The sequence below is a fragment of the Acidovorax sp. GW458-11-26-14-TSB4 genome, from assembly GCF_059423865.1.
The window spans coordinates 1-16,530 of the sequence record NZ_JBWKYR010000011.1 but is presented as its reverse complement, the minus strand read 5'-3'; the positions used below and the strand labels follow the sequence as shown (position 1 = coordinate 16,530).

At 67.7% G+C, this 16,530-nt stretch carries 16 protein-coding genes and 1 pseudogene; 14 read left to right on the top strand and 3 right to left on the bottom strand.

Annotation, left to right across the window (positions count from 1 at the left end; all coding sequences use genetic code 11):
- Window positions 1-180 precede the first annotated feature (180 nt).
- Complete coding sequence (locus AC07X5_RS20825) at window positions 181-912, top strand: TetR/AcrR family transcriptional regulator (protein ID WP_494771674.1); 732 nt, start codon at window positions 181-183, stop codon at window positions 910-912.
- On the opposite strand, the gene AC07X5_RS20820 is transcribed toward AC07X5_RS20825, so the two are convergent.
- A complete protein-coding gene (locus tag AC07X5_RS20820) occupies window positions 913-1,623 on the bottom strand; it encodes a Crp/Fnr family transcriptional regulator (protein ID WP_494771673.1) in 711 nt (236 codons plus the stop codon).
- A 206-nt stretch (window positions 1,624-1,829) separates the two neighbouring features.
- Here AC07X5_RS20820 and AC07X5_RS20815 point away from each other — a divergent pair, with 206 nt between their 5' ends.
- The 10 genes and pseudogenes from AC07X5_RS20815 (at window position 1,830) to AC07X5_RS20770 (ending at window position 9,721) form a co-directional block, all read left to right on the top strand.
- Window positions 1,830-2,363 carry an ester cyclase gene (locus tag AC07X5_RS20815; protein WP_494771672.1) on the top strand — a complete coding sequence of 178 codons (534 nt, stop codon included), beginning with the start codon at window positions 1,830-1,832 and terminating at the stop codon, window positions 2,361-2,363.
- The gene (locus AC07X5_RS20810; protein ID WP_494771671.1) at window positions 2,360-3,145 is read left to right on the top strand and encodes an SDR family NAD(P)-dependent oxidoreductase; all 786 of its coding nucleotides are present in this window, start codon (window positions 2,360-2,362) and stop codon (window positions 3,143-3,145) included. Before AC07X5_RS20815 ends, AC07X5_RS20810 begins: the two co-directional genes overlap by 4 nt.
- Before the next feature lie 15 nt (window positions 3,146-3,160).
- The gene (locus tag AC07X5_RS20805; RefSeq protein ID WP_494771670.1) at window positions 3,161-4,243 is read left to right on the top strand and encodes an MBL fold metallo-hydrolase; all 1,083 of its coding nucleotides are present in this window, start codon (window positions 3,161-3,163) and stop codon (window positions 4,241-4,243) included.
- 55 nt (window positions 4,244-4,298) lie between these two features.
- Window positions 4,299-4,589 (top strand): annotated as a pseudogene (locus AC07X5_RS20800) (MFS transporter); the annotation flags it as partial.
- Window positions 4,590-4,876: 287 nt separating this feature from the next.
- Window positions 4,877-5,902 carry an MFS transporter gene (locus AC07X5_RS20795; protein ID WP_494771669.1) on the top strand — a complete coding sequence of 342 codons (1,026 nt, stop codon included), beginning with the start codon at window positions 4,877-4,879 and terminating at the stop codon, window positions 5,900-5,902.
- Window positions 5,903-5,968: 66 nt separating this feature from the next.
- The gene (locus tag AC07X5_RS20790; RefSeq protein ID WP_494771668.1) at window positions 5,969-6,328 is read left to right on the top strand and encodes a hypothetical protein; all 360 of its coding nucleotides are present in this window, start codon (window positions 5,969-5,971) and stop codon (window positions 6,326-6,328) included.
- 127 nt (window positions 6,329-6,455) lie between these two features.
- Window positions 6,456-7,103: an SCO family protein gene (locus tag AC07X5_RS20785; RefSeq protein ID WP_494771667.1), complete on the top strand. Its 648-nt coding sequence runs from the start codon at window positions 6,456-6,458 to the stop codon at window positions 7,101-7,103.
- Between the two features lie 30 nt (window positions 7,104-7,133).
- The gene (locus AC07X5_RS20780) at window positions 7,134-7,610 is read left to right on the top strand and encodes a copper chaperone PCu(A)C (RefSeq protein WP_494771666.1); all 477 of its coding nucleotides are present in this window, start codon (window positions 7,134-7,136) and stop codon (window positions 7,608-7,610) included.
- A 5-nt stretch (window positions 7,611-7,615) separates the two neighbouring features.
- Window positions 7,616-8,740, top strand: a complete 1,125-nt coding sequence (locus AC07X5_RS20775) for a TonB-dependent receptor (protein WP_494771665.1) — start codon at window positions 7,616-7,618, stop codon at window positions 8,738-8,740.
- Window positions 8,741-8,770: 30 nt separating this feature from the next.
- On the top strand, window positions 8,771-9,721 hold the full coding sequence (locus tag AC07X5_RS20770; RefSeq protein ID WP_494771664.1) for a TonB-dependent receptor: 951 nt from the start codon (window positions 8,771-8,773) through the stop codon (window positions 9,719-9,721).
- Between the two features lie 129 nt (window positions 9,722-9,850).
- Here AC07X5_RS20770 and AC07X5_RS20765 read toward each other — a convergent pair whose 3' ends face one another.
- Window positions 9,851-11,353, bottom strand: a complete 1,503-nt coding sequence (locus tag AC07X5_RS20765) for an RCC1 domain-containing protein (RefSeq protein WP_494771663.1) — start codon at window positions 11,351-11,353, stop codon at window positions 9,851-9,853.
- Here AC07X5_RS20765 and AC07X5_RS20760 point away from each other — a divergent pair.
- From AC07X5_RS20760 to groL, 3 genes are all read left to right on the top strand, one after another.
- Window positions 11,352-11,621, top strand: coding sequence for a hypothetical protein (locus tag AC07X5_RS20760; protein WP_494771662.1), 270 nt, complete (start codon window positions 11,352-11,354; stop codon window positions 11,619-11,621). The two genes, AC07X5_RS20765 and AC07X5_RS20760, sit on opposite strands and share 2 nt — an antisense overlap.
- Window positions 11,622-12,058: 437 nt before the next feature.
- On the top strand, window positions 12,059-12,349 hold the full coding sequence (locus AC07X5_RS20755) for a co-chaperone GroES (RefSeq protein WP_007854024.1): 291 nt from the start codon (window positions 12,059-12,061) through the stop codon (window positions 12,347-12,349).
- Between the two features lie 170 nt (window positions 12,350-12,519).
- Window positions 12,520-14,172 carry a chaperonin GroEL gene (gene groL / locus AC07X5_RS20750; RefSeq protein WP_494771661.1) on the top strand — a complete coding sequence of 551 codons (1,653 nt, stop codon included), beginning with the start codon at window positions 12,520-12,522 and terminating at the stop codon, window positions 14,170-14,172.
- A 103-nt stretch (window positions 14,173-14,275) separates the two neighbouring features.
- On the opposite strand, the gene AC07X5_RS20745 is transcribed toward groL, so the two are convergent.
- Complete coding sequence (locus tag AC07X5_RS20745; protein WP_494771660.1) at window positions 14,276-16,369, bottom strand: TonB-dependent siderophore receptor; 2,094 nt, start codon at window positions 16,367-16,369, stop codon at window positions 14,276-14,278.
- Window positions 16,370-16,530: the final 161 nt, after the last annotated feature.

Genomic DNA, 16,530 nt, shown 5'->3' with positions numbered 1-16,530 from the left:
AAATTCCGGAGGTTTCATCGTGGGCCTCGCTAGGGGTGCGGGTGCCCGGGCCTTGCTCGGCGCCGGTGCCCCGCGTTTGCCATTCAATTTACCAACCAGTAAAAATTTACCAATTAGTAAAATCCCTACAGCAAACCGCATGCCAGCTTTCTGCCAGCCACATTGACACACAATGGTGCAATGACCGATGCCCGACAGCCCCCTTCCGCCCCACCTCGGCGGCGCCCGGACGCCACCGGCCTGCCCGCCCCGGAAACCGCCGCCAAGGCGCCCACAGCGTCGCGCCTGCTCAAGGAACAGGGCATCCTGACCGAGGCCGAGAACCATTTCGCGCAGTTCGGCTTCGAAGGCGCCTCCCTGGAGAACATCGCGGCCGCCATCGGCATCAGCCGGCACAACCTGTTGTACTACTTCCCGAACAAGGAAGCGCTGTACCAGCGCGTGCTGGACGACATCCTCACCCAGTGGCTGGCCGGCATGGACGACCTGTCCCACGGCGACGACCCGCAGCAGGCGCTGCGCCGCTACATCCGCGCCAAGCTGCGCTACTCGCGCGAGCGCCCCAATGGTGCGAAGGTATTCACCAAAGAGGTGATTGCCGGTGCACCACGGTATGGCAAAGCCATCGCCGCGCGGGTAGGCCCGCTGCTCAAGGCCGAGGTGCGCACCTTCGAGCGCTGGGCGCGCGAGGGGCGCATCGCGCGCGTGAACTTCACGCACCTGATGTTCATCATCTGGTCCGTCACCCAGGCCTACGCCGAGCAGGAGGCCCAGTTCGCACTGCTGCTGGGCAAGCCCGCGCTGACCGAGCGCGACTATGCCAAGGCCGAGGAGCTGATCTGCCGCATGGTGATCAAGGCGCTGGAGCCCGAGGCAACGGCGCAGGACGACCGCGAGACCAAGACGGATTGATCACCCGGGCTGCGCACATCGCGCCAACCGGTCGCGGTCAAGCAACTCGACCACGCGGTAGCCCACGCGCAGCACCCCTTCCTCCTCCCACTGCTTGAGCTGGCGGTTGATGCTCTGGCGCGAGACGCCGAGCATGAAGGCCAGGTCCTCCTGCGAGACGGCCAGGACGGTGCTGGCGCCGTCGCCGGCTGGGCGCGAATCGAGCGTCATGAGCCGGTGGGCCAGCCGCACGGGCAGCGGCTGCAGGATGGCGTCGTCGATCCAGGCCAGGGCCTGGCGCAGGCGCAGGCACACCAGGCGCGTGAAGGCCATGTGCAGCGCCGGCTGCGTGGCGATGAGGTGGTGGAAGTCCGCCGCCTGCACCACGGCCACCTCGGACGGCTCCACCGCGCAGGTGTCGTAGACCCGCTCCTGGCCCACGAACAGCGAGACCTCGCCAAACCAGTGGCCGGGCTCGAGCACGGCGATCACGGCCTCGCGCCCGTCCGGCGCGGCCACGCTCACGCGCAGCGCGCCCTGCACCATGCCGAAGAGCGCGTCGGGCGCCGAGCCCTTGAGGAACAGCGAATCGCCGCGCTGCAACTGCCGGCGGTGGGCCACCTGCAGCAGTGCGTGCTGCACCTCCTCGGGCAAGCGTAGCTGCTCGTCGGCCCGGGGGCCGAGGTGGGCCGGCAGTCCGGCGGTGCTTGCCGGTTCAGGCAGGGATGGCATGGCGTGCGCTCGCTGGGAAGGAGGTGGCTGGCGCCGCCATTGTGCGGGCGCATGGGTCACCCGGGCGACGCCTGGCGGACACCCGCGGGTTTGTACCAAGCCGCAATTGCCAAGACCGGACAGTCTTGCCGCGGCGCTCTGCGGATAGTGGGCCTGCTGCAGCGCACCGCTGCATCCCTGCACCACAACCCACGCCAAGGATCCCCATGACGAACACTGCCACCCCCGTCGCAGAGCGCAACGCCCGCCGCGAGAAGACCGTGCTCGACCACTTTGCCGACGAGACGCGGCAAGACTTCGATGCCGTGCTGAGCACCTTTCCCCACCCGCACTACGAACTGATCCCCACCGGCGAGGTGCACGACGGCAACGAGGACGTGCGCCGCTACTACACGGCCACGCGCCAGGCCTTTCCCGACCAGCGGCACGAGATCATCCAGCTGCGCCATGCGGGCGATTCGGTCATCGTGGAGTTCTGGCTGCTGGGCACGCACAAGGGGCCGCTGGGCGCGCTGCCGCCCACAGGCAACAGCTTTCGCTGCCGCATGATCGCGCTTTTCCTCTTCGACGAGGCCGAGCACCTGGTCTGCGAGCGCGTGTACTTCGACACGCTGACCATGCTGCGCCAGCTGCTGGTGGGCGTGCCGCCTGCGGCGCTGCCGGGCATCATCGGCTCGCTGCTGGGCGGGCAGGCTGCCACCGCGGGCAAAGCCCCGGTACCGGAGCAGGCCACGGCATGACCGGGCGCCTGCAGGGCCACCACGCGGTGGTGACCGGAGGGGCCCAGGGCATCGGCTTGGCGATTGCCCGCCGCTATCTGGACGAAGGCGCGACCGTCTCGCTGTGGGACATCGGCGCCCGCGCCCTGGGGGCTGCCACAGAGGCGCTGGACGCACCTGGGCGCGTGTTCACCGCCGTCACCGACGTGCGCGACGAGGGCGCCGTGAACGCCGCCACGCAGGCCAGCGCCGCCGCGCTGGGTCCGGCCACCGTGCTGGTGAACAACGCGGGCGTGCTGGGCCCGCTGGTGCCCACCTGGGAGCACAGCGCCGTCCAGTGGCGCGAGGTGCTCGACATCAACCTCACGGGCGCCTTCCTGTGCTGCCGGGCGCTGGTACCGCAGATGCTGGCCGACCTGGCCGGGCAACGCGCCCCCGCGCTCGGGCGGCGCGTGGTCAACATCGCCTCGGTCGCGGGCAAGGAGGGCAATGGCCTGAATGCCGCGTACTCCGCCTCCAAGGCCGGGCTGGTCGCGCTGACCAAATCGCTGGGCAAGGAGCTGGCCGGCGCAGGCGTGCTGGTGAACTGCATCACACCCTCTGCCGCGGAAACCGGGGTGTTCGACGGTGTTCCCGAGGAACACCGTGCGCAACTGCACCAGGCCCTGCTGTCGCGCGTGCCCATGGCGCGCTTCGTGGAGCCGGCCGAGGTGGCGGCCATGGCGGCCTGGCTGGCGTCTGCCGACTGTTCGTTCAGCACCGGCGCCGTTTTCGACATCTCGGGCGGCCGCTCTTTGTACTGAGGAGACCCCATCAACATGATGACCGAACCCCTCACGCCGGACCGCCTGCTGCAGCCGGTCCCCGACTTCGACGGCGCACGCAGCGCCCCCACGCCGCATGACCGGCTGCGCGCGCTGCGCCGCGCAGGCGAACAGTTCCGCGAGCGCTTCCTGGCCGAACCGGCCGTGCGCTACGCGCGCAGCTTCGACCTGCTGCGCATCCCCTACCCGGCCTGGTATGCCTTCAACGGCGTGTACTCGCAGCAGTTGCTCAAGCCGCACATGGTGCACCTGCTGGCGCGCACGCTGCTGGTGCAGTTCGAGGACTTCGAAGGGCGCCTCAAACACCTGCTGTTCACCCCCGCCGACTTCGAAACCGGCAGCGAGACGCCGTACTTCAAGCGCCTGAGCGAGCAGACGCCCAAATTCCTGCACGGCGTGATCGCGCCCGTGCACGGCACCGTGCTGCAGGCCCTGGCCTCGGTGGGCGTGGCGCCGGAGCAGATCGACTTCATCACCTACGACCACCTGCACACCCAGAACCTGCGCCGCTGGCTGGGCACGGGCAGCGAGCGCGGCCTGCTGCCCAATGCCCGCCTGCTGGTGCACCGCCAGGAGCTGGCCAGCGTGGCGGGTCTCTTGCCCACGCAGGCCGACTGGTACTGCCCTGAGGGGTTGCAGGGCGTGGCGCCCGAACGCATCGTGCCCTTCGACGGCAGCGTGCTGCTCGGGCGCGGCATCGCGCTGGTTCACACGCCGGGCCATACCGAGGGCAACCACTCGCTGGTCTACCGCACCCAGGATGGCATCCGTGTGAGCAGCGAGAACGGCGTGAGCGCCGACAGCTGGGCGCCCGAGGCCTCGCGCCACAACGGCATCCGCCGCTATGCCCGGGCCACCGGCTCCGAAGTCATCCTGAACGGCAACACCCAGGAGGGCAGCGTGGACCAGTACCTGTCGATGGTGCTGGAGAAGACCATCGCGGGCACCTCGGCCACGCATGGCTTCAGCAACGTGGTGCCGTCCAGCGAATGCTCGCCGCACTGGCTGTTCCCGGGGGCGCCCACCAGCCACCTCTGGGGCACCACCACCTCAGGCGTGCTGCAGCAGCCCGGGTGATCCCCGGGCGGTTCCTTGCGCGGCTTTCCAACACCAACGACACGAGACAAACGCCATGAACTCCCCCACCGCCCTCTTTCCCACCCCGGCGGGCACTGCCACAGCCCCCACCGCCGCCGACGACACCACCTACCGGCAGATCGCCTGGCGGCTGATCCCCATCCTCTTTGCCTGCTACGTCTTCAACTACCTGGACCGCACCAACATCGGCTACGCCCAGCTGCAGATGAAAACGGATCTGGGATTCAGCGATGCCGTGTTCGGCCTGGGCGCGGGCATCTTCTTCATCGGCTATGCGCTGTTCGAGATACCGAGCAACATGCTGCTGGCGCGCGTGGGCCGTAGAACCTGTTCAAGGTCTTTTTGCAGCCGCGTTGGAGTGCAATCGGGATGAGTGGATGCTTCGGATGCGCCGCATGGGCTCGTGCCCATGCAAGCAGCCGGGGCGTCCAATCGCCCGATTTCACTCCAACCCGAAGGGCAAGTGCCTTTTCGGGCGGTCTGCGGCGTTGCGGCGCTTGTTGATAGCGGGGCTATCAACTGCGCACCGCGCCTAGCATCCCATCCCGAAAAGGGACTTGCGCGGCTTCAAAAAGACCTTGAACAGGTTCTTAGCTCACGCTGCTGCGCATCATGGGGCTGTGGGGCCTGGCCTCGGCGGCCACGCTGTGGGTGACCACGCCGGCGCAGTTCTATGTGCTGCGCTTTCTGGTGGGGGTGTTCGAGGCGGGCTTTGCGCCGGGTGTGCTGTTCTACCTCACGCTGTGGTTTCCGTCGCAGCGCCGGGCCAAGGTCACGGCCCTGTTCTTCATGGCCTATGGGGCGGCGCCCATCGTGGCCGGCCCGCTGGCGGGCGCGACCATGACCTGGCTCGATGGCGTGGGGTCGCTGCACGGCTGGCAGTGGCTTTTCCTGGTGGAGGGTATGCCCTGCGTGCTGCTGGCCGTGCTGGCTTACCGGCTGCTCGACGACGGCCCCGAGGCCGCCCGCTGGCTCACCCCGACGCAAAAGCGCCAGGTGCAGGATGACCTGGCGCGCGACCAGGCGGCCAGCGGCACCGGCGCGCGCAGCAGCTTCGGCAGCGCGCTGCGCAACGGCCAGGTGTGGCTGCTGGGATTCATCTCCTTCCTGGTGATCCTGGGCATCTACGCCATGTCGTTCTGGCAGCCGACCATGCTGCAGTCCATGGGCCTGTCGGTGATGCAGATCGGGCTGTATTCGGTGGTGCCCGCCGCCACCGGCATCGTGGCCACGCTGCTCATCGCCGGACATTCCGATCGCAGGCAGGAGCGGCGCTGGCACTTCGCTGTGACGGCCTGCATCGGCGCCGCCGGGCTCTCGCTCACCACGCTGTTCATGCACAGCCCCGTGGCGGCCGTGGCCTGCCTGTCGCTGGCCTCGGTCGGCATCTCCAGCGCCTTCGCCATCCTCTGGGCCGTGCCGGGCAGCCTGCTCAGCAAGAATGCCGCAGCCATGGGCATCGCGCTCATCACCACCCTGGGCGGCATGGCCGGCGTGGTGGCGCCTGTGACGGTGGGCGCCATCAAGACGGCGACGGGCGGCTTCACGCTCAGCCTGTACCTGCTGAGCGGCGCCTTGGTGCTGGCCGCCGTGCTGATGGTGCTGGCCGCAGGACGCGGCCGCGCTGCACAGCCATGACCGTGGGGGTGGGACATATTGCCCCACCCCTCACCGGACGCACAGGGCTGCGGCGATAATGCCGCCATGCACGCGCTGCGCACCTCGTCCCTGCTGGCCCGCCTGGTTCTGGCGTGGTTCGTGCTGACCGTGGGCGCGGCCATCGCATCGCCCATAGTCCACCCCCAGGCCCTGCAACTGGTCTGCACCACGGGGTCCACCGTGAAACTGATGGTGGGCGAGGACGGCGCCGCCACCGACCTGGGACACCACACCCTGGACTGCGCCATGTGCCTGGGCGCCAGCGCACCGCCTCCTGCCGCGCAACTGCCTGCACAGCGCCACGAGGCCCTGGCCCATGCGCTCACGCCCACTGTGGCAGCCGCCCTGGCGGCCATCGTCGGCGCCCCCCTGCCCGCCCGCGGGCCCCCGGCCACCCTCGCCTGACCCTGTGCTTTCGCGTGCCCGCTGCGGGCATGCGTGCGCACGCCTTGAGCCGCCGGCGCACAGCGCTGATGTGCGCCGCGCCTGCCCCACGGCAGGTCGCCGCCCGCTTCCCCAACAGATCTTCACCATGCGCATTCCATCGTCCCCACCGCGCCCGGCCGCTACAGCGGCGCGCCCTTCACCTCGGCGCCGCGGCCTGCTGGCCCTGGCCCTGTCGCCGCTGCTGGCGGCTACGCTCGCCGCGTGCAAGAAGGCTCCCGTGGCCTACAAGGGCATGGACATCACCGGCGCCGAGTACGCACGCGGCTTCACCTTGCGGGATGCCCAAGGCCAGGTGCGCACGCTGGCAGACTTCCGCGGCAAGGCGGTGATGCTGTTCTTCGGCTTCACCCAGTGCCCCGACGTGTGCCCCACGGCCCTGACCCGCGCCACGGAGATACGCCAACTGCTGGGCGCAGATGGCCAGCGCCTGCAGGTGCTGTTCATCACCATCGATCCCGAGCGCGACACGCCTGCCGTGCTGGCGTCCTACACCCAGGCCTTCGACGCCAGCTTCATCGGCCTGCACGGCGACGCCGCGCAGACCGAGGCCACGGCCAAGGAATTCAAGGTCTACTACAAGAAGGTGCCCACCGGTGCCTCCTACACCATGGACCACTCGGCCTTCAGCTATGTTTTCGATCCCGAAGGCAAGCCGCGCCTCGTGCTGCGCCACGAGCAGAGCGCCAAGGACTGCGCCGACGATCTGCGCCAGCTGCTGCAGCAATCCGCCTGAACCCACAACCATCGCATCCAGGACATCTCCATGCATTCCATTCCCCGCTCCGCCGCCCTCGCCCTCGTTCTCGCCGCACTGGCATCGGCATCCCAGGCCCAGGTCACCATCAAGGACGCCTGGGTGCGCGCCACCGTGCCCCAGCAGCAGGCCACCGGCGCCTTCATGCAGCTCCAAGCCGCGCGGGACACGCGCCTGGTCTCGGCCAGCTCACCCCTCACCCCGGCCGTGGAGGTGCACGAGATGGCCATGCAGGACAACGTGATGCGCATGCGCCAGGTGCCCGGTGTGGACCTGCCCGCGGGCAAGCCCGTGGAGCTCAAGCCTGGCGGCTACCACGTGATGCTGATGAACCTCACGCAGCAGGTGAAGGCCGGCGACACCGTGCCGATCACCCTGGTCTTCGAGGGCAAGGACGGCAAGCGCGAATCGGTGCAGGTGCAGGCGCCCGTGCGCCCGCTCAACGCGACGGCGGCACCGGTGGCCCACGGCGAACACAAGCACTGAACGCCATGGCCATGTCCTCCACCCTTCGCGCCACGGCGCACGCCGTGCATGCAATGGTCGCCCTGCTGGCGGCATCGCAAGCCACGGCGCAAGATGCTTCCTTGCCACCCATCACCGTCACCGCGTCCCCCACGCGTGATGCGCAGCAGCGTGCCGCCAGCCTGGCCACGGGCACCGCAGCACCGCTGCTGGAAGTGCCCGCCTCCGTCTCCACCTTGCCGGCCGAGCTGATGCGTGCCCAGTCGGTCACCACGCTGCAGGAGGCGCTGCGCAACGTGCCCGGCGCTCAGGCCGACTCGGGCTTCAACGGCAGCCACAGCCAGTTCTTCGTGCTGCGCGGTGCCGTGGCCGACAGCGGCACCGGATCGAGCCGCGTGCTGCGCGATGGCGTGCGCCTGTCCAACTACGCCTTCGTGCCCGCCTTCACCGAGAGCGTGGACGTGCTGCGCGGGCCCGGCGCGGCCCTGGGTCTGCGCAGCGAGCCGGGCGGCAGCGTCAACATCGTGACGCGACAGCCGGAGCTGGCCAACTTCGGCTCGGCCAGCCTGGGCGGCGGCGCGCACAGCGCGCTCGATGCCACTGTGGACATCAACCGCGTGCTCTCGGCCGAACAGGAGCTCGCTGCGCGGCTCGTCGTGACCCGCTCCACCGCCAGCGAATGGCGCCATGTGCCGGACCGGCTGGACGGAGCCAAACTCGGTATTTCCAAGAGCGATGGCGAGCGCTACCACCTGCGCCTGGGCGTGGAGGCCACGGACCAGGCCTACCAGCCCGACTACGGCCTGCCCGGCGTGAACGGCCGCCCCGCGGCCGTGCCGATGGACCGGCAGCTCGGCGAGCCCTGGGCGAACTCCACCACGCGCAACACCCTGGTCGACCTGCATGGCGATGTGGCGATCGCGCCGGACACCCGCCTGGCATTGGACTACACGCACCTGCGCGGCAGCAGCACCTCCGTGCGCCAGTCGGTGGGCGCTGCCGTGGCAGGTGCGCCCCTGGGCACCTTCGCGCGCCGGCTGGCCTACGAGCCGGACACGCAGCGCCGCATCAACGCCCTGGCCACCAGCCTGACCCACGAGCACACCTGGGGCGCCACGCGCCACCACCTGTTCGCAGGGCTGGACCGCTAGACCGAGACGCTGGACCAGCCTTCGGCCGGCGTGGCCAGTGCCAACAACCCCAACATCAACGTTTTCAACCCCGTCTACGGACTGACCACCCGGCCGGCCAGCTTTGCCTTCGCCACCACCACGCAGGACCTGGCCAGCACGGCCCTGTCGCTGCAAGACCGCATCGAATGGGGCGACTGGAGCATCGTGGCCGGGCTGCGCCACACGCGGCAGGATTTCCTCTACGGGCCTGCAGGCACGCGCGGCGTACAAGAGAGCAACACCTCGCCCAAACTGGCCGTGCTGCGCAAGCTGTCGGGCGCGGATTCGGTCTACGCCAGCTACGGCACCGGCATCGCGCCCAACCAGGCCTCGTCTGCATCGGGCCAGTCGCTGCCCTCGCGCAAGAGCCGGCAATACGAGGCGGGCTGGAAGTCGCTGTGGAACGGCGGCCGCCTGCAATCCGACCTGGCCGTGTACCGGCTGGAGCAGACCAACCTGCTCTCGGGCGATCTCTCCACACCCAGCATGTTCGACAAGACCGTGGCCGGCCGCGGCCGCTCCCAGGGCCTGGAGGCGAGCCTCGGCGGCGACCTCACGCGCGCTGTGCGGGTGCAGGTCGCCTACGCCTACACGCAAGCCAAGTTCACCAACAACACCGAGTACCCAGGCAAGACCATCCCCAACGTGGCACGCCACGCCCTGAGCCTGTGGGGCCAGTACCGCTGGAACGCCGAGCACGCCACCGGCGCAGGCCTGTACGCCCAGGGCGCGCGCTATGCCGACATCTACAACACCACGGTGCTGCCGGGCTATGCGCGCCTGGACCTGTCGCACACCTGGCGCATGCCGCTCGACGGCGGGCGCCAGCTGGAACTGCAACTGGCCCTGCGCAACGTGTTCGACAAGACCTACTTCGTATCCAGCCATCTGCACCTGGCCAGCTACCTCACGCCGGGGCAGGAGCGCAACCTCTACGCCTCGGCTCGCTACAGCTTCTGAGAAGGTGCCAGCCCTTGCCTCAGTCCACAGCCTGTGTGGATGAGGCTGTGGAAAAGTCCTGGAGAGTGGGGCCGGACCCAGCGCTGGCGCGGCTGGCAACGCCGTGCTGAAGAAAGCGGCAGCCGTGGATCAGTGCAGCGTGTGCACGACCTGGAAGCGCCCGGCGCGCACCATCTCCGCAACCGCCGCCGTGTCGTCGCCAACGCCGTAGCCCACCACGAGGTTCACGCCCTCCAGGCCGCTGAGGTTCAGACCCGAGGCCATGCGCACCGGTACCGACCGCGGCAGTGCGCCGCTCAGGTAGGCCGGGAAGGCCCCTCCCGTGTACGGTACCCAGCCGTTGGGTCCCAGGAACACCACGGCGGAGCCTGCAAACGCAGCCACGTACACGCGGCCCGTCTTGCCCCGGTGCAGGGGCGATATGGCGGCCGCCGCGTCCAGTGTCACGTTGGACAGCGGTCCAGTCTGGGTTCCGCTGAAGGTGCCAGCGGCGTCTCCCACCCGGCCTGCATTGAAAGCGGCGCCATTGGCGCCCATGACGCGCACAGGAGCGGTGGCCTTGGCATCCCCACCCGGGACCAGGTTGGTGGTCTTGCCCCAGACCCAGACGCTGCCGTCCGTGCCGATCGCTGCGGAAACCGCCGAGCCGGCGGCCGCAGCCACCACGGGCGGCAGGCCCGCCACGCGGGCGATCTTGGGCACCTCGCTGGAAGGATTCACCAGGGTGCCGTCGCCCAGTTGCCCCGCGGCGTTGACGCCGCAGGCGTGCACAGCTCCGTCGGCATCCACGAACAGGGTGTGGCCTTCGCCGGGCTCGATCTGCTGGATGCGCGTCAGGCCCTGGATGAGGGAGATGTCGATCAGCGCGTAACCCGACGCAATGGGTTGGCCTTTCTGGCCGCAGAAGGGGGCGTTGGTCGAGGCCTGGCCCCAGGCGACAACGGTGCCGTCGCTCTTGAGGGCGTAGTACTGGCCTGCAATGTTGATGGAGGTGGATGCAACGGCCTGCACGCCGCTCAGGGCATCGATCACCACCGGCGCGGTGGCGGTGCCAGCCACCGGAGCCAGGGCCTTGTTGGCATTGGAGCCCCAGGCGACCACCTTGCCATCCTGGCGCAGCGAGAGCACGGCCGCGTCGGACGCGCTCACTGCAACGGCGCCCTCGGCACCGGGCACCAGGCGCGGCACGGGGTTACCGCCCGGGCTGGTCTGCCCGGTGCCCAGTTGCGCAGCGCTGTTGCTGCCCCAGGCGTACACCTGGCCGGAGGCATCGGTGGCGAACGCCGCAGCGGTGTTGGTGCCGGCGTTGATGCTCACGATGTTGGACAGGCCGTTGATCTGCACGGGCACGATGGTGCCGCTTCCGCCGGTGCGCCCGCCCGAGTTGTCGCCCCAGGCCCAGACCGTGCCGTCGGCCTTCAGCGCGAGGGAAAAGCTGCCCCGCGCCACGACCTGCACCACGTTCTGCAAGGTGGGGATCTGCGTGGGCGAGGTGCGCGTGGTGGTGTTGCCCAGGCCCAGTTGGCCCCCGCTGCCGTAGCCCCAGGACCAGACGGTGCCGTCGGCGCGCAGCACCAGCGCATGGTCATAGCCCAGCGAGATGGCTGGCTGCACCGCGTGCGCGGAGGCCATGGCAAAGGCACCGCACAGTGCGGCCGCGCCCAGGGCTGCCATCGTGCGCAAAGACTTGCGCTTCATCATCGGTTGTTTCATCGGTTCCCTCAACAAGAATAAAAAAGACAGGACGGACTGGACGTTCGGCGCCTCGCCGCAGCCGGCGCAAGGCCCGTGCCGCAGACATCGGCAGGCCGCTGCGGACCGCGCACCGAGGGACCGCCTGCGCGCGGTGCACGGCAGGGCGGTGATGAACGTCAAGACAGCGCAAGGTATCCAGGTTTGACCGCCTGCACCCCACCCCGAGGGGGTGAGGCAGGATTGCCATGGGCCATAGACAGGTGATCCGAGGGCAGAAGCTGGGCGTTGATCGGGTCTGCAAGGATCCGGAACCGTTGGACAGCGCGGTGCGCCGCTGGCTTGCACAGTGCGAGAAAGAAGCGACCGGACGCACCAAAAAAAACCATTAGTTACATATAACCCCAGAAGTGGATAGACCCAAGAATGCCAAGGACGAAGGACAGTCCTGGGGCGCAATCCCACAAATGGATGCGTGTTTGACACCTTCCAATCATCCCCATGTCTTGAAACGGCAACAAATGCCCGTATCATTAGCACTCACCGCAATGGAGTGCTAACACTCCTTGCCGGATGTAGTTTGGTGGCGCCTGGCCTTTCCAGGCGCTGCGTACTGTCGGTAATTTTTGAACCAGGAGCAATGCAATGAACCTTCGCCCCCTGCACGATCGCGTGATCGTCAAGCGTATCGAAAGCGAAACCACGACCGCCTCCGGCATCGTGATCCCCGACAACGCCGCTGAAAAGCCCGATCAAGGTGAAGTGCTGGCCGTCGGCCCCGGCAAGAAGAACGACAAGGGCGAGCTGATCGCCCTGAACGTGAAGGTCGGTGACCGCGTTCTGTTCGGCAAGTATTCGGGCCAGACCGTCAAGATCAAGGGTGACGAGCTGCTGGTCATGAAGGAAGACGACCTGTTCGCCGTGGTGGAGAAGTAAAGCTACTGCGCAGGCGCCATGCGTCGTTGCGCGGTGCTCGCAATCCTCACGTACAGGAAGTACGTTCCGGTTGCTGTGCTCCGTGCGCCTAGCCTGGCACCTGCTCGCTACGCTTTCCCCTCTCCCCCAAGACAGTCGTTATTGATTCAGTTAATTTTCAGGAGCTCCAAATGGCAGCAAAAGACGTAGTTTTCGGCGGCGAAGCCCGCGCACGCATGGTTGAAGGCGTGAACATCCTGGCCAATGCGGTCAAGGTGACCCTGGGCCCCAAGGGCCGCAATGTGGTGCTGGAGCGCTCGTTCGGCGCCCCTACCGTGACCAAGGACGGTGTGTCCGTGGCCAAGGAAATCGAACTCAAGGACAAGCTGCAGAACATGGGCGCCCAGCTCGTGAAGGAAGTGGCCTCCAAGACCAGCGACAACGCTGGTGACGGCACCACCACCGCGACCGTGCTGGCCCAGGCCATCGTGCGCGAAGGCTTCAAGTACGTGGCCGCCGGCATCAACCCGATGGACCTCAAGCGCGGTATCGACAAGGCCGTGACGGCCCTGGTGATCGAGCTGAAGAAGGCTTCCAAGCCCACCACCACCTCCAAGGAAATCGCCCAGGTCGGTTCGATCTCCGCCAACTCCGACGAAACCATCGGCAAGCTGATCGCTGACGCCATGGACAAGGTCGGCAAGGAAGGCGTGATCACCGTGGAAGACGGCAAGTCCCTCGACTCCGAACTGGACGTCGTGGAAGGCATGCAGTTTGACCGCGGCTACCTGTCGCCCTACTTCATCAACAACCCCGAAAAGCAATCCGCGATTCTGGACAACCCCTTCGTGCTGCTGTTCGACAAGAAGATCAGCAACATCCGTGACCTGCTGCCCACGCTGGAGCAAGTTGCCAAGGCCGGCCGTCCCCTGCTGATCATTGCCGAAGAAGTCGAAGGCGAAGCCCTGGCGACGCTGGTGGTCAACACCATCCGCGGCATCCTGAAGGTGGTGGCTGTGAAGGCCCCAGGCTTCGGCGACCGCCGCAAGGCCATGCTGGAAGACATCGCCATCCTGACGGGCGGCAAGGTCATCGCCGAAGAAGTGGGCCTGACCCTCGAGAAGGTGACCCTGGCCGACCTGGGCCAGGCCAAGCGCATCGAAGTGGGCAAGGAAAACACCATCATCATCGACGGCTCCGGCGCTGCCGCTGACATCGAAGCCCGCGTCAAGCAAGTGCGCGTGCAGATCGAGGAAGCCACGTCCGACTACGACCGCGAAAAGCTGCAAGAGCGCGTGGCCAAGCTGGCCGGCGGTGTGGCCGTGATCAAGGTCGGCGCTGCCACCGAAGTCGAAATGAAGGAAAAGAAGGCCCGCGTGGAAGACGCCCTGCACGCTACCCGCGCTGCCGTGGAAGAAGGCGTGGTTGCCGGTGGTGGCGTGGCCCTGCTGCGTGCCAAGCAAGCTGTCGGTGACTCGGTCAAGGGCGACAACGCCGACCAGGAAGCCGGTATCAAGCTGGTGCTGAAGGCCATCGAAGCTCCCCTGCGCGAAATCGTGAACAACGCCGGCGGCGAAGCCTCGGTGGTGGTGAACGCTGTGTTGGCCGGCAAGGGCAACTTCGGCTTCAACGCCTCGAACGACACGTACGGCGACATGCTCGAGCTGGGCATTCTGGACCCCACGAAGGTCACCCGCACGGCCCTGCAGAACGCTGCCTCCGTGGCATCGCTGCTGCTGACGACCGAAGCCATGGTTGCCGAAGCCCCGAAGGACGACGCTCCTGCCGGCGGCGGCATGCCCGACATGGGCGGCATGGGTGGCATGGGCGGCATGGGCATGTAATTGCCGGCAGCGCACAGGAGCAGGCCGCACGGCGGCTCCTGTGATCGCCATGAAAAAAAAGCCCCGCAGGCTGCAAGGCCTGCGGGGCTTTCTCGTTGGCGCGTCAGAATTTGTAGGTAGCGCTCAGCACCACGTTGCGCCGGGTGGCCCACCAGCAGTCACCGCGCGCGAGGCAGGTGCTCACATACTGCTTGTCGCCCAGGTTGCTGATGTTGAGCGCATAGCGCCACTGCGGGCTGTCGTAGGCCAGCAGCGCGTCCACGACCCCGGCCGAAGGGATGCTGGGACCGGAGCCATCACGGAACGAAGACAGCCAGCGGTACCCCGCCCCGACCGAGAAGCCGCGCACATCGCCGATGGCGAAGCGGTACACCCCCCAGGCCGCAGCCTGGTGGCGGGGCAGGCCTTCCAGCTGGGCGTCCACATCGGTGTAGTTGTAGTGGGCGATCACATCGAACACCGTGGCCACGCGGCTCTTGACCTCCAGCTCCAGCCCCTTGTTGCGCGTCTGCCCGATCTGCAGCGTGTTGCCGGCATTCACCGGATCGGCGACTTTCTGGTTCTTTTCCTTGAGGTCGTAGACCGCGGCCGTGAACTGGGTGCCGCTGCCTTCGGGCACGTACTTCACGCCCAGCTCGATCTGCTCGCCTTCGAGCGGCTTGAACCGCTGGCCCTGCTTGTTGGTACCGCTCACGGGGCTGAACGACTCGGCGTAGCTCACATAGGGCGTCCAGCCGCCCGGCAACTGGTACATCGCGCCCAGGCGCTTGGTGGTGTCGCTGGTGCGGTCGTCGGCCGAACCGTCCAGGCTGTTCACCGCGCGGTCATGGCGCAGCCCGGCCACGGCGATCCAGTTGCCCCATTTCATCTGGTCCTGCAGGTAGATGCCGCTCTGGCGCTGCACATTGCGCGGGCTGGCCTCCAGGGGCGCCGTCACCAGCTTGCCGTACACCGGCGCGTAGGCGTCGATGGTGCTGAAGGCGCTGGCGGTGGCCTTGTCTTCGGTCTGGCGGTTCCAGTCCACGCCCAGCAGCACCTGGTGGCGCAGTGCGCCTGTGCTCAGGTTGCCCTGCAGGTGCGTGTCCACCGCGGCCATGCGCGTGCGGGTGAGGGAGTCATCGTAGAAGCGGCCCAGCACGCGCTGGTTCACGGGGTCGGATCCGAAACCCCCGATGGTCGTGTAGAAATCGCCCCAGTGGTACACACCGCGGTTTTCGTTGCGCGCCAGGCGCAGGTTCTGGCGCACCGTCCAGCTGTCGTTGAAGCGGTGCTCGAACAGCCAGCCGATGGACTCGCGGTCGCTGTCGTAGTGGTCGCCCGGTTCGCCGATGAAGCGCGACAACGGCAGCTTGCCATTGGGGTTGGGCAGCAGGGTGCCCGACCAGGGGAAGAACTGCGAGGTGCTGCCGCTGCGGTCCTGCTGCCAGTGCGCCTGCAGCACCAGCGAGGTGGCGGCATTGGGCCGCCAGGCCAGCGAGGGCGCGATCAGGCGGCGGTCATCGGGCACGTGGTCCACCTGGGTGTCGGCCGTGCGGGCCAGGGCCACCAGGCGGTAGGACCATTCTCCGTCCTGCGTCAGCGGGCCGGTCAGGTCGGCCTGGACCTGGCGCCGGTTCCAGCTGCCCAGCTGCACGCCCACCTCGCGCTGCGCCTCCTGCAGGGGGCGCTTGCTGCCCATGTTGATCACGCCGGCCACCGTGCCGGCACCGAACAGCATGCCCGACGGGCCACGCAGCACCTCGATGCGCTCCAGGGTGTAGGTGTCCGAACGCGTGACGCTGGTGTACCAGTTGTAGTTCTGACGCAGGCCGTCGAGGTAGACGTCCGGGTAGCTGCCGCGCACGCGCATGCCGTCGGAGCGGCTGTCCAGGCCATAGGCGTCGCTGCGCACACCAGCCGCATACACCAGTGCATCCTGCAGGTTGGAGGCGCCTTGGTCCACCAACTGGTCGCGGGTGACCACGGTGACGGACTGCGGTGTTTCCGAGAGCGGGGTATCCGTCTTGGTGGCCGTGGCAGCGTTGCGTGCGCGGTAGCCCACCACCGGGGCCGTGGCCGATTCCTTTTCGGCACTGGCGTCCACGCGCACCTCACCCAGGGTGGGGGCCGCAGCTTGGGCCATCGCCCCCTGCGATGCCAGGCCAAATGCCAGCGCAATGCCCACGCTGAGGGCCGTCTGTCGGTATTCGATTGCCATGATTTGTAAAATGAGATTGATAACGATTCCCATTTTAGAAATGGCATCCCCTCCTTGTGGGCTCTGTCGCACGAAGGCAACACCAATTGCGCGCCGACCTCTTTGGCACCGATTTACGCAGGCTTTGGCACTAATTGCCGCTCGCTTTGGCACGATTTTGC